This is a genomic window from Curtobacterium sp. MCLR17_059, from assembly GCF_003234665.1.
Lineage (GTDB): Bacteria > Actinomycetota > Actinomycetes > Actinomycetales > Microbacteriaceae > Curtobacterium > Curtobacterium flaccumfaciens.
This window is the reverse complement of record NZ_QKSU01000003.1, coordinates 281,892-294,954: the sequence shown is the minus strand read 5'-3', so window position 1 is coordinate 294,954 and position 13,063 is coordinate 281,892. Positions and strand designations below refer to the sequence as shown.

Sequence of the window (13,063 nt, the reverse complement as noted above, 5' to 3'; positions counted from 1 at the left end):
ACCATGGCCATCAGCACCCCCGTCGCCCCGACGACCGCCGGCGAGACCGCCGAGCGTCCGGACGTCATCGTCATCGACCACGTCCGCAAGCGCTTCACGGTCCGCAAGGACAACACCCTGCGCGAGCGCATCGTCACGCTCGGCCGCGCCGGGCGGAAGCACCGCCAGGACTTCTGGGCCCTCGACGACGTCACGGTGTCGATCCAGGCCGGCTCGACCGTCGGGCTCATCGGCCAGAACGGCTCCGGCAAGTCGACCCTGCTCAAGGCCATCGGCGGCATCATCCAGCCGACCTCCGGCACGGTGTCCCGCCGCGGTCGCCTCGCCGCCCTGCTCGAGCTCGGCGCGGGGTTCCACCCCGACCTGTCGGGTCGCGAGAACGTCTACCTCAACGCGAGCCTGCTCGGCCTCAGCCGCAAGCAGACCGACGAGAAGTTCGACGACATCCTGGCGTTCTCGGGCATCGGGGACTTCATCGACACCCAGGTGAAGTTCTACTCATCGGGCATGTACGTGCGGCTCGCGTTCGCCGTCGCCGTGCACACCGACCCCGACGTCCTGCTCGTCGACGAGGTGCTGGCCGTCGGTGACGAGGCCTTCCAGCGCAAGTGCCTCGACCGCATCCGCACCTTCCAGGAGGCCGGCAAGACGATCATCATCGTCACGCACTCCCTCAGCCAGGTGCAGGAGATGTGCGACCGCGTCGTCCTGCTCAACAAGGGCAAGGTGCTGCACGACGGTGACCCCGTCCAGGCCGTGAGCATGTTCCGCGAGGTGCTCGAGGAACGCCGTCAGGGCGAGCTCAGCACTGACGTCGCCGTCGGCCGGGGCAAGGTCATCGGCGCGAGCGTGCGCGTCGACGGCAAGGAGCCCCGCGCCGAGGTCATGCCGGGCGACGACCTCGTCGTGGACATGGAGTTCGAGCACCTGGACGGCATCGCCGACTGGGAGGCCGCGGTCCAGATCAACAACGCCGGTGGCCAGGTCGTCTACGGCACCACCACCGGCATCATGGGCCTCGAACTGCAGCCGCTGCACGGTCGCCGGAAGCTCCGCCTGCGGATCGCCGACACCGCGTTCGGCACCGGCAAGTACTTCATCAACGTGTCGATGATGGACTCCGCCGGGCGCCACCTGCACGACATGCCGGAGTGCGACTCCTTCGAGGTCCCCGGGTTCGAGCACGCCGTGGGCACGGTCTACGCCGAACCCTCGATCGAGGAGCTCGACTGACCCCGGACGACGGCGACACCGGGACCAGCGCCGACGGCATGCCCCGTGGTGACTCCGCGCCCCGGACCGACGGCACGCTCCGCACCGCGGTCGTCGTCGTCAACTGGAACCGCGCCGACCTGACCACCGCGGCCGTCCGCGCCGTGCTCGACGAGGGCACGGCCGACGACGTCATCGTCGTCGACAACGGGTCGTCCGACGACTCCGTCGCGGTGCTCCGCCGTGCCCTGCCGGACGCCACCGTCGTCGCACGCGGCGACAACGGCGGCTTCGCGGCCGGTGCCAACGCCGGCATCCGGCACACGGACGCCGACGTCGTCGTGCTCCTGAACAACGACGCCGTGCCCGCACCGGGCTTCGTCGCGGCGCTCCGCGACCACCTGGCGCACGCCGGGCCCGAGGTCGCCGCAGTGACGGGCCGCATCGTGCTCGCCGGACGCTGGACGGGCCTCCCGGCCGGGCTGGAGCCCGCACCCGGCCAGCGCGTGCTGCGCGACCACGACGGCCGTCGCTGGACGCCGTCGGCGGACGGCGAGGTCCGGCTCAACTCGACCGGCGTCCGCGTCGACCGCGACGGCAACGGGATGGACCGCGACTGGTTCGCGCCCGTCGACCGGGTCGCCGACGTCGACGTCTTCGGGTTCTCCGGCGGCGCGTCCGCGCTCCGGCGCACGGCGCTGGACGACGTCGGCCTGCTCGACGAGTCCCTGTTCATGTACTACGAGGACACCGAGCTCGCCTGGCGGCTGCACCGCCGCGGATGGCGCGTCGAGCACGCGGCCGACGCGGTCGTCGAGCACGACCACTCGGCGTCGTCCGGCGTGCAGAGCGACCTGTTCGTCTTCCGGAATGCCCGCAACCGCATCGTCGTCGCGCTCTGGCACGCTCCGTGGCGGACCGTCGTGCGGGCGAGCGTCCGCACCCTGGTGCGCGGCCTGCGCGGGCTGGCCTCCGGTCGCACCCGCCGGGAGGCGCGGCTCGTCCTGACGGCGTTCGCGGACGTCGTGGGGACCCTGCCGGTCCACCTCGCGCGCCGGCTGCGCGAGACCCGGCGCGCGTCCGTCCCGCGCCGCAGCGTGGACCCGGGCGCATGAGTGCAGCGGGCTATCCTGGACACTCCCCCGTCGACGGCCCCGGCCACGACGTCCCCGCCCGGAAGGAACCACGCGTGCCGCAGCTCACCGTCCTCGTCGACGGGACCGCGGTACCGCAGGCGCTCGGCGGCGTCGGACGCTACGTCGAGGGGGTCGTGTCCCACCTGACCGACCCGTCGCTCGACGTCCACCTGGTCGTCCGCCCCGTGCACGCTCCGCACTTCGCCGCCGTCGCGCCGCACGCGACCGTGCACACCGCGCCGGGCTGGACCGACTCGGTGCCGCTGCGGTTCCTGTGGGAGCAGACCGGGCTGCCGGCGCTCGGCCGTCGGCTCGGGGCGCAGGTGCTGCACTCCCCGCACTACACGTTCCCGTTCGGCTGGCGCGGCGGGTCCGTCGTCACGCTGCACGACGCCACGTTCTTCTCCAACCCCGAGTGGCACTCACGCCTGAAGCGCACCTTCTTCACCTGGTGGAGCCGCCGGTCCCTGCGCACCCGACCCGTCGTCATCGTGCCGAGCGCCGCGACCGCGACCGAGGCCGCCCGGGTCGTACGGGGCATCCGCGCCGACGTCCAGGTCGCACCGCTCGGCGTCGACCGCACGGTGTTCCACGAGCCCGACGTCGCCGCGGTCGAGGACGCCCGGATCGCCGCCACCCTGCCCGAGGGTGCTCCGTGGATCGCGTTCCTCGGCACCATCGAACCGCGGAAGAACGTCACGGCGCTGCTCGACGCGTACGGCTCGGTGCGCGCCGCGCGGGCGGTCGCCGCCGGGGCGGACGGCGGCTCGGCTGGTGGCGCCGACGTCCCGTGGCTCGTGCTGTCCGGGGCCCGAGGCTGGGACGAGTCGGCCATCGCGCGGCTCGACGCCCTGCAGCCCACCGACCACGTCATCGAGGCCGGCTACCTGCCACTCGAGGACCTCGCCGGGTTCCTCGGCGGTGCCGAGTTCGTCGTCTACCCGTCCCTCGGCGAGGGCTTCGGGCTGCCCGTGGTCGAGGCGATGGCCTCCGGCGCGTGCGTCCTGACCACCCGGCGGCTGTCCCTGCCCGAGGTCGGCGGTGACGCGGCCGTCTACAGCGAGCCCGACGCGACCGCGCTGGCGTCCGCGATGACGGCGCTGCTGGACGATCCCGCGCTCGTGGCGTCCCACCGCGCGGCGGCGCTGACGCGGGCATCCTCGTTCACCTGGGAGGCCACCGCAGCCGTGCACGTCGAGGCCTACGAGTCCGTCGCCGGGGGTGCGCGGTGATCCGGGTCGCGGTGCTGACGGTCACCTACAACACCGGCGAGACCATCCGGCCGTTCCTGGCGAGCGTCGCCGGTGCCTCGAAGGACCCGGTCGCCGTCGTCATCGCGGACAACGGTTCGGCCGACATCGACGCACTCCGGGCGATCGGTGAGTCCTACGGCGCCGTCGTGGTGTCCTCCGGTGGCAACCGTGGCTACGGCGGCGGCATCGACGCGGCCCTGAGCGCCCTCGACGACGTCCTGCCGGACGTCCGCCCGGAGTTCCTGCTCGTGACGAACCCCGACGTCGTGCTCGGCGAGGGCTCGATCGACGAACTCGTGGCCGCCGCCGACCGGTTGCCGTCCGGTGGGTCGTTCGGGCCCCGGATCCTCGACGACCAGGGCGAGACCTACCCGTCCGCCCGGCAGCTCCCCTCGCTCCGGACCGGCCTCGGCCACGCGGCGTTCTCGCGGTTCTGGCCGGCGAACCCGTGGAGCCAGCGGTACTGGTCCACCACGAAGGTCGTCGAGCGCGAGGCCGGATGGCTCTCCGGCGCGTGCTTCCTCATCCGGACGTCGCTCTTCCGCGAGCTCGACGGGTTCGACGAGTCGTACTTCATGTACTTCGAGGACGTCGACCTCGGGCAGCGCGTCGGTCGGTCGGGACGAGCGAACGTGTACGTGCCCTCGGCGGTCGTCACCCACACCGGAGCCCACTCGACGTCGTCCAACCGGCGCCGGATGGAGATCGAGCACCACCGCAGCGCGTACCGGTTCCTGTCGCGGAAGTACCGCGCGTGGTGGCTCTGGCCCCTGCGCGTCGTGCTGCACGCGGGACTCTCGCTCCGCGCCCGCTGGGTCACGCGCAAGTAGTTCCCGCTCGGTCGGGCTGTCTCGTTCACGGGCTGTCCCGTTCGCAGGACACCGGTGTTCGCGCGTTGCACCGCGGTCTGCGGGTGTTCCGAGCGCGAACACCGGTGTCTTGCGGGCCCGACGGCGTCAGGTGCGGCGGGGGTGCAGGCGGGTGCGCGACGCGCGGGCCGCCGCAAGCAGCACGGCAGCGCGGGCGTCGAATGAGTGCTCGGCGGCGATGCGCTCAGCCACGGCGGCCCTGTCGGCAGCCGGCGGCCACGCGCGCGCCGGTTCGAGCAGGTCGGCCAGCCCGTCACGGGAGCCCGCAACCTCGAGGGTCGGGACGTCCAGCACGTCGGACAGCCCGGCCACCGGGTCGGTCACGACGACTCCCCCGGACGCCAGCACGTCGAACACCCGGTTCGACACGAAGCCCCCGGCGGCCATGTCGGGCCAGTGGTCGTTGAGCACCACACGCGCCGAGGCGTAGGCCGCCGCGACCTCGGCCCGGGTCAGCGACGGTTCGCCGAGCGACTCCGCGGGGACGACCTCGTCCCAGCCCGGACCGTGCACGCGCAGATCGGCACCGAGCGCGACCGCGTCGGACACGATGGGTCGCGCGGCACCGCGGGTCGAGCCGACGAACACCACGTGGTCGGCATCGGGGCTCGTCGCCGTGCGCGCGCCCGGGTGGAACACCGCCGGCTCGGTCGCCTGCAGCAGGGTCCGGACCGGCACGCCCGCACGCGCAGCGGCTGCGGCTGCCCACACCGGCCCGGCCGCGAACACCGCGTCGAACGACCGCAGTTCGGTGTCGGCGACGTCGTCGGGGTGGCTGATCACCCAGAGCAGGTTCACCGACGCCGGGTTCGGCGGCACCCGGTCGAGGCCCCGGATCACCAGCGTGACGTCGTCCGAAGCGTCGTCGGCCCGCACGTGGGCGTCGCGTCGGTCGATCCGGACGCGCTGCCCCAGCCGCTCGAGTGCCCCGGCGAGCTCGGCGGCGAAGTGCACGTCGCCCCAGCCGTCACCCTCCGGCCCGGCGGGCGCAGCGATCTTGAGCGACCAGGTGAGGTGTTCGGCGTCACCGCCGGTCACGCGCGCGGCCGGGGCCACCGGCCGGGCACCCCAGGGCGGCAGCGGCGGTCCGGCGACGACACCGTCGCCCTCGGACGCGCGGTCGCGCCAGGCGGTGAACGCGTCGACGGTGGCGGCGTCGACGGTGCGGCCGGCCTCGACCGAGCGGGTCGCCTCGCCGACGACGCGCACCGCTCCGCCGTGGGCATCGGCGACCGCGCGACTCCAGGCCGTCAGGGTCATGCGTTCGTCCGGGAGGCACGGTGCCGGCACCAGCGCCGCCCCCGGCACCGAGAGCACCGGCTGGTCCGCCGCGAAGACGGTGTCGACGTCGGTCACGGTGTCGGCGCGGTCGTCCGACCACGGCAGGGCACCGGGGCGCAGCAGCCGGGCACCGGAGCGGAGCGTGCCGTCCGGCAACCGGACCCGGGCCTGCGCGACCGAGCCCGCCGCCGCGAGGGCGTGCAGCGCCGGCACGTCGACCGACACCGAGGTGTCGACCACCACGAGCGTCCGGCCCGCACCGGCTGCGACACCGGCGTTGATCGCCGAGCCGAGGCCGTCGACGGGTTCCGGTCGGACCCACGGCAGGCGACGGCCGAACGGGTCGACCGGCGACGCGTCCGCGACGTAGCTCACGGCCCGGACGTCGACCCCACGACCGAAGGCATCACGAGCGACCGACACGAGTCGGGCGACCTCGGCGTGCCGGTCCGAACGGGTCGTGACGAGCACCGTGACGTCCTGGTCGAGCCGCGGCAGCGGGTCCGGGAACCCGGTCACGGGAACGACGGACGCCGCCGTCGCGGACGCGGGACGGGCCTCCCGGCCGGGGTGGCCGGAGGCCGTCGCATCCGGACGGCGGCGTCGACCGAACCAACCAGGGGCGGGGGTCACGTGCGGAGCTAGACGCCGAGGAGTCGCTGCAGGTAGACGCCGTAGCCGCCCTTGACCAGCGGCGCGGCGAGCTCGGCGAGCTGCGCGTCGTCGATCCAGCCGTTCCGCCAGGCGATCTCCTCGATGCACCCGATCTTGAAGCCCTGACGGTCCTCGATGACCTTCACGTACTCCGACGCCTGCATCATCGACTCGAACGTGCCGGTGTCGAGCCACGCGGTGCCGCGGTCGAGGACCTGGACGCCGAGCTCGCCGGCCTCGAGGTAGCGCTCGTTGACCGTGGAGATCTCGAGCTCGCCGCGGGCGCTCGGCTCGATCGTCTTGGCGATCTCGATGACCTTGTTGTCGTAGAAGTACAGGCCGGGGACGGCGTAGTTCGACTTCGGCTCGGCCGGCTTCTCCTCGATGGAGACGGCGGTGAAGTCGTCGTCGAACTCCACGACGCCGTACGCCTTCGGGTCGGCCACGTGGTACGCGAAGATCGTCGCACCCTGGACGTCGGTGTTCTTCCGGAGGTTCGTGCCGAGGCCGGTGCCGTGGAAGATGTTGTCGCCGAGGACGAGGGCGACGCTGTCGTCGCCGATGAACTCCTCACCGATGACGAAGGCCTGCGCCAGACCGTCGGGGGACGGCTGCACGGCGTACTGGATCTCCATGCCGAGCGCCGAGCCGTCACCGAGCAGGGCCCGGAACTGGTCGTTGTACTCCGGCGTCGTGATGACCAACACCTCTCGGACGCCCGCCATCATCAGGGTCGACAGGGGGTAGTAGACCATCGGCTTGTCGTAGATCGGCATGAGCTGCTTGCTGATGCCCTTGGTGATCGGCCAGAGGCGCGTGCCGGAACCGCCGGCGAGGATGATGCCCTTCATCGGTGTCCCGTCCCTTACTTCTTCGTCCGGAGCGACTCGGTGTACGCGACGCACTCCTCGTACGTCGGCAGCAGGCCCTGTGCCGCGGCTTCCTCGAGGGTGGGGGCGCTGGTGTCCTTCTCGGACAGCACCAGCTCGCCGAGGCCCTCGGGCAGGTCGAGCCCGACCGTCGGGTCGAGGATCGTGATCCCCTTCTCGCGCTCGGGGTTGTAGTGCGCGCTGACCAGGTAGTTCACGGTCGACTGGTCCTCGAGCGCGACGATCGCGTGGCCGAGCCCCTCGGACAGGTAGACGGCCTTGCGGTCGACGTCGTCGATCCGGACGGAGTCCCACTGGCCGAACGTCGGGGACCCGACGCGGATGTCGACGATGTAGTCGATGAACGCCCCGCGCACGGCGGTGACGTACTTCGCCTGGCTCGGTGCCACGAGGGCGTAGTGGATCCCGCGGGCGACACCGGCCGCGGAGATCGACATGTTCACCTGGCGGAGGTCGAGCGGGTGACCGACGGTCTCCTCGAGCACGTCGGCGCGGTACGCCTCGAGGAATGCTCCTCGTGCGTCGCCGTGCTGGACGGGCGTGAACTCCCACGCGCCAGGAATCTTCAGTTCGCGGATCTGCACCGGGGAAGCCTAGCAAGCCGTGAGTTCGCATAGGCTGTCCTGGTTCTGTGCCCCGCGCCCCGCGCGCTGCGACTCCCGAAACGAGACCAAGCGAGCCCGTGAAGCTATTCGTCCAGATCCCCTGCCTCAACGAGGAGAACACCCTCGCCAGCGTCATCGACTCCATCCCGCGGGAGATCGACGGCATCGACGAGATCGAGATCCTGGTGATCAACGACGGCAGCACCGACCGCACCGTCGAGGTCGCCAAGGAGCACGGCGTCAAGCACTTCGTGCACCACACCACGAACATGGGCCTTGCCCGCTCGTTCCGTGACGGCGTCGACTACGCGCTGCTGCACGGTGCGGACATCGTCGTGAACACCGACGGGGACAACCAGTACCCGCAGGCACAGATCGCCGAGCTCGTGCAGCCGATCCTCCGGAAGGAAGCCGAGATCGTCATCGGCGACCGGCAGACGCGCACCATCGAGCACTTCTCCGGCTTCAAGAAGATCATGCAGCGCTTCGGCTCGTGGGTCGCCAGCCGCGCTGCCGGGCTCGACCTGCCCGACGCGGCCAGCGGGTTCCGCGCGTACTCGAAGTACTCGCTCATCCGCCTGAACATCGTGACGCGCTTCAGCTACTGCATGGAGACCATCGTGCAGGCCGGCTACAAGCGCCTGGCGATCGCGTCGGTGCCGATCACGACGAACCCGAAGACCCGCGAGTCGCGGCTCTTCAACAACATCTTCCAGCACATGTTCGAGTCCGGCTCGGCGATCGCCCGCGTCTACCTGATGTACCGGCCGATGGCCCTGTTCCTCTGGGTCGCCGCGGTGCTCGGTGCGCTCGGGCTCTGGCCGCTCATCCGCTACCTGGTGCTCCTGGCGATGCAGACCGGCGGCAACCACCTGCAGTCGATCATCCTCGGTGTCGTCCTGCTCATCACGGCGCTCCTCTCCATAGTCATCGGCGTCGTGGCCGACCTCACCCGCCTCAACCGCACGCTGGCCGAGGAGCAGCTCGACCTGCAGAAACTGCAGCGGTATGGCGACTGACACGGCCCCGGCCGTGTCGCGCTCCGACGTCCGACCCGCGGTCGGGCGGCGCGAGCGCATCCTCGTGATCGCGTTGACGGTGGCCTTCGCCGCCGTCCTCGCGGTCTGGGCCGTCGTCACCACGACGTACAAGGCCCCGGACGAGCCGACCCACGTCGACGCCGTGCTGCACCTGGCGATCGGTGACGGCTGGCCGGCGCCCGGCGCGATGCACTACCTCAACGCGGTGCACGACACCCAGATCAGCAACATGCGGCAGTCGACCGACGTGAACCAGACGTGGGGCGAGCTGCTCCGCGAGTTCCCGGGCGTGCACCCGACGAGCATCGACCAGATGTCGCAGCACCCCGCCACGTACTACGCCCTGGCCGCCGGGGTCCTGCAGCTGGTGCACTTCGAGGACCTCCGCTGGGACCTCGCCGTCATGGTGCTGCGACTGTTCGACGCCCTGCTCGTCCTGCCGCTGCCGTTCCTGGCGTGGGCGACCGTGCGTCGGCTGACGCGGTCACCACGGGCCGCCCTGGTCGGCGGTGCCGCGGTGTTCGCCCTGCCCGAGGTCGCCTCGATCGGCACCTCGGTCACGAACGACGCGCTCATGCTGCCCTTGGCCGGGGCGCTCGTGTACTTCGTGGTGCGACTGCTCACCGGCGACCTGCGGGTGCGCACGACCATCTGGATCGGGCTGCTGCTCGGCGCGATGCTGCTCGTCAAGGGCACCGCGCTGCCCGCGATCCCGTTCGTGGGCATCGCCGTGATGGCCGCGGGCTGCACCCGGGCGACCGTCTGGCGGAACGCGCTCCGGACGCTGTGGACCCTGGGGCTCGCCGCCGTCGTCGGTGGCTGGTGGTGGCTGCGCAACATCCTCGTGTACCGCGACATCCAGCCGGACGGCATGGCCGGCGCACGTCCGCCGATGCCGTTCCCGGCCGGCACCGCCGCCAGCCCCGAGGTGTTCCTCCGCGACTACTGGAACGGCGTCACCCGCACCTTCTGGGGCAGCGTCGGTGGTCTCACCCAGTTCCAGCTCGCCCAGGTCCTGATCGACGGGCTGACCATCGCGTCGCTCGTCGGCATCGTCGTCTGGGGCTTCCGCCGCGGCCCGTCGCTCCGCCCGGCGATCGTGCTGGCGTCGTTCCCCGTGATCCTCATCGCCCTGCACCTGCAGAGCGGGTGGGGCGGGTACGTCCGGAGCACCATCGTCGCCGGCACCCAGGGGCGCTACTACTACCCCACCCTCATCGCCCTCATCGCCCTGAGCGCCCTCGCCTGGCGCCGGGTCACCGTGACGGCAGCCGGCACCACCCGGCTCGCCGTCGGGATGTCGATCGCGGCGATGGCCATCGCGCTGTACGGCGTCGTCTACGCGCTGCGGGCCTTCGGGCGCGACGCCGCCTTCTGGGTCGACGAGTTCGCGGTCGGCCGGTTCGACCGCTACGGCATGGTGCCCGCCGGCACGAACTTCACCCTCGTCGCCGTCGCCGCGGTCGCACTGACCGTCACCGCCGTGCTGCTCGTCCGGTTCATGCGCCGTCCGGAGGTGCCCGCGTGAGCGCCCCGCGACCGCTCGTCGGCCGGCACGAGTGGGTCCTGCTCGGCACCGTGACGCTGGCCTGGCTCGCCTTCCTGCTGACCTTCGCCCTCGTCACCCCGGCCTTCGGGGCACCCGACGAGCCCGCACACGTCGACGCCGCGTTCCGCCTCGCGCTCGGACTCGGCTGGCCGCACGGCGGCGAGATGCACTACCTCGCCGCCGTGCGCCAGATCGTCGAGCACCCCGCACCGGCCGTCGACCGCCCCACGGTCGACGCGCTGCTGGCGGCGGTGCCCGGGGACTCCCCCGCGATCGACCCGATGTCCCAGAACCCGCCGACGTACTGGTTGGTGGCCGCCGGGATCCTGCGCGTCATCCGGTTCGGCTCGCACGACTGGGCGACCTCGGTGCTCGTGCTCCGCGTGTTCGACGTGCTGCTCGTCACCGCGCTGCCGGTCCTGGTCTGGGCGACGGTCCGTCGGGTGACCCGCTCGCCGCGCACCGCACTCGTCGCCCCGGTCCTGCTCTTCGCCGTCCCGCAGCTGGCGCAGGTCACCTCCGGCGTCACGGTGTGGGCACCGGTCGTCCTGCTCGGCGCCGTGCTCGTCTGGCTGAGTGCACGCGTGCTGACCGGTGATCGCTCGTGGTGGACCACCGCCGGGCTCGCCGTGGCCGTCACCGGGCTGGCCGCCCTGAACGCGCTGGGGCTCCTGGCGATCCCGTTCGTCGTCCTCGTGTCCGCCCTGGCACCGGGCCGGACGTGGGGTCGTCGTGCTCTGCACGCCGGCGTGGTCGTCCTCGCTGCCGTCGCCGTGTCCGGCTGGTGGTGGGTGCGGACGCTGCTCGTGAGCGGGACGCTCCTGCCCGACGCCCTGCGCGCCGTCACGACCGTGCAGCCGTACCCGGCGGGCGGTGCGAACCCCGGGGCGTTCGCCGGGCGCCAGTGGGACGGCCTGACCGCCTCGTTCTTCGGCGCACTCGGTGCGAACCAGTGGCCGTTGCCGTCGATGGTCATCGACACGCTCGCGGTCGTCGGACTGGCCGTCATCGGGTGGTCGTACGCCCGCCGGGCTCCGGGCCGCCGGGTGACCACGATCCTGCTCGTCTGGCCGACGGTCGTCCTCGTCGCCACCTTCGCCTACAACTGGCGGAACTACCTCGGCACGCACCAGGGCAACGGGCTGCAGGGCCGGTTCCTGTTCGTCGCGGTCGTCGCGCTCGTGCTCGCACAGGCGGTCGCGTGGCACGCCCTCGTCGTCCGTCCGGAGCTCCGCCGACGCCTGGCCAGGCTGGCGGTCGTCGGTTCGCTCGCGATCGGCACGTACGGCATCGGCCTGACCTACCGCGGCGGGTGGGAGAACACGCAGTTCCGCATCACGCCCGGCGGGATCTCCGCGATGGCCGGCGGCGCGGTCACCGGACCCTTCGCCATCCTGCTGGTCGCCATCGTGTTCGCGGCCGCCGCCGTCGCGACCGTCGGCCTGGTGTGGCGGACCGTCGCCGAGCCGGGAGCACCCGCCACCGCCGCCGAGCCCGCCGACGCCGCCGACCCCGCCGACCCCACCAGCGGCCCGCTAGAATCGCCGCCGACCCACGAACCGACCGTCAGGAAAGAGAACTCGTGAAGATCCTCGTCACCGGAGGAGCCGGCTTCATCGGCTCGAACTTCGTCCGCCGCACGCTGGAGGACGCGTACCCCGGCCTCGAGGGCGCCGAGGTCGTCGTCTACGACGCGCTGACCTACTCCGGCAACGAAGCGAACCTCGCCCCGGTCGCCGACTCCCCCCGCTACACCTTCGTGCACGGCGACATCCGCGACGCCGCGAAGCTCGACGAGGTCGTCCCGACCGTCGACGCCATCGTGCACTTCGCCGCCGAGTCCCACGTCGACCGCTCGGTCCGCGACTCCGGCATCTTCGTCGAGACCAACGTCGTGGGCACCCAGCGCCTGCTCGACGCCGCGCTCCGCCACGGCACCGAGCGGTTCGTGCACGTCTCCACCGACGAGGTCTACGGCTCCATCAGCGAGGGCTCGTGGGACGAGGAGCGCCCGCTCGAGCCGAACTCGCCGTACTCGGCGTCGAAGGCCGGCAGCGACCTGCTCGCCCGCAGCTACCACCGCACGCACGGGCTGAACCTCTCGATCACCCGCTGCTCGAACAACTACGGGCCGTACCACTTCCCCGAGAAGGTCATCCCGCTCTTCGTCACCAACCTCATCGACGACGTGCACGTGCCGCTGTACGGCGAGGGCAACAACATCCGCGACTGGCTGCACGTCGACGACCACACCCGTGGCATCGCGATGGTCCTGACCCGTGGCCGCGCCGGCGAGATCTACAACATCGGCGGCGGCACCGAGCTGACCAACAAGGAGCTCACGCAGCTGCTGCTCGACGCGACCGGCAAGGACTGGTCGTACGTCGACCGCGTCGCCGACCGTCTCGGCCACGACCTGCGCTACTCGGTCGACATCTCGAAGATCCAGGCCGAGCTCGGCTACGAGCCACTCGTGCCGTTCGAGCAGGGTCTGGCCGACGTCGTGCAGTGGTACCGCGACAACCGCGCCTGGTGGGAGCCGCTCAAGCAGCGTGCGGCCCTGAGCTGAACCGG

General features: G+C 71.9%; 11 protein-coding genes. 8 read left to right on the top strand and 3 right to left on the bottom strand.

Annotated features, from left to right (window positions below; translation table 11 throughout):
* Positions 1–3: 3 nt before the first annotated feature.
* The 4 genes from DEJ12_RS06960 (at position 4) to DEJ12_RS06945 (ending at position 4,431) form a co-directional block, all read left to right on the top strand.
* Positions 4–1,233 (top strand): ABC transporter ATP-binding protein, encoded by a 1,230-nt coding sequence (locus DEJ12_RS06960; RefSeq protein ID WP_111022340.1) that lies wholly within the window; start codon positions 4–6, stop codon positions 1,231–1,233.
* Positions 1,234–1,271: 38 nt separating this feature from the next.
* Positions 1,272–2,327: a glycosyltransferase family 2 protein gene (locus DEJ12_RS06955; protein WP_111029473.1), complete on the top strand. Its 1,056-nt coding sequence runs from the start codon at positions 1,272–1,274 to the stop codon at positions 2,325–2,327.
* 74 nt (positions 2,328–2,401) lie between these two features.
* The gene (locus tag DEJ12_RS06950; protein ID WP_220034775.1) at positions 2,402–3,580 is read left to right on the top strand and encodes a glycosyltransferase family 1 protein; all 1,179 of its coding nucleotides are present in this window, start codon (positions 2,402–2,404) and stop codon (positions 3,578–3,580) included.
* Positions 3,577–4,431 (top strand): glycosyltransferase family 2 protein, encoded by an 855-nt coding sequence (locus DEJ12_RS06945; RefSeq protein ID WP_071406439.1) that lies wholly within the window; start codon positions 3,577–3,579, stop codon positions 4,429–4,431. Before DEJ12_RS06950 ends, DEJ12_RS06945 begins: the two co-directional genes overlap by 4 nt.
* Before the next feature lie 126 nt (positions 4,432–4,557).
* Here the strand turns inward: DEJ12_RS06945 and DEJ12_RS06940 are convergent, their stop codons facing one another.
* From DEJ12_RS06940 to DEJ12_RS06930, 3 genes are all read right to left on the bottom strand, one after another.
* Complete coding sequence (locus tag DEJ12_RS06940) at positions 4,558–6,270, bottom strand: glycosyltransferase (RefSeq protein WP_111029471.1); 1,713 nt, start codon at positions 6,268–6,270, stop codon at positions 4,558–4,560.
* A gap of 122 nt (positions 6,271–6,392) precedes the next feature.
* Positions 6,393–7,256 carry a glucose-1-phosphate thymidylyltransferase RfbA gene (gene rfbA / locus DEJ12_RS06935; RefSeq protein WP_111029470.1) on the bottom strand — a complete coding sequence of 288 codons (864 nt, stop codon included), beginning with the start codon at positions 7,254–7,256 and terminating at the stop codon, positions 6,393–6,395.
* Between the two features lie 14 nt (positions 7,257–7,270).
* Positions 7,271–7,879, bottom strand: coding sequence for a dTDP-4-dehydrorhamnose 3,5-epimerase family protein (locus tag DEJ12_RS06930; RefSeq protein ID WP_071406436.1), 609 nt, complete (start codon positions 7,877–7,879; stop codon positions 7,271–7,273).
* A 98-nt stretch (positions 7,880–7,977) separates the two neighbouring features.
* Between DEJ12_RS06930 and DEJ12_RS06925 the strand changes: the two genes are divergently transcribed.
* Genes DEJ12_RS06925 through rfbB form a run of 4 tightly spaced genes read left to right on the top strand, consistent with a single transcriptional unit; the run spans position 7,978 to position 13,058 of the window.
* The gene (locus DEJ12_RS06925) at positions 7,978–8,919 is read left to right on the top strand and encodes a glycosyltransferase family 2 protein (protein ID WP_111029469.1); all 942 of its coding nucleotides are present in this window, start codon (positions 7,978–7,980) and stop codon (positions 8,917–8,919) included.
* Positions 8,909–10,468 carry a glycosyltransferase family 39 protein gene (locus tag DEJ12_RS06920; protein ID WP_111022337.1) on the top strand — a complete coding sequence of 520 codons (1,560 nt, stop codon included), beginning with the start codon at positions 8,909–8,911 and terminating at the stop codon, positions 10,466–10,468. Before DEJ12_RS06925 ends, DEJ12_RS06920 begins: the two co-directional genes overlap by 11 nt.
* Positions 10,465–12,075, top strand: a complete 1,611-nt coding sequence (locus DEJ12_RS06915) for a glycosyltransferase family 39 protein (RefSeq protein ID WP_111029468.1) — start codon at positions 10,465–10,467, stop codon at positions 12,073–12,075. The genes DEJ12_RS06920 and DEJ12_RS06915 overlap by 4 nt, the downstream gene beginning before the upstream one ends.
* Positions 12,072–13,058 (top strand): dTDP-glucose 4,6-dehydratase, encoded by a 987-nt coding sequence (gene rfbB, locus DEJ12_RS06910; RefSeq protein ID WP_071406432.1) that lies wholly within the window; start codon positions 12,072–12,074, stop codon positions 13,056–13,058. Before DEJ12_RS06915 ends, rfbB begins: the two co-directional genes overlap by 4 nt.
* Positions 13,059–13,063 lie beyond the last annotated feature (5 nt).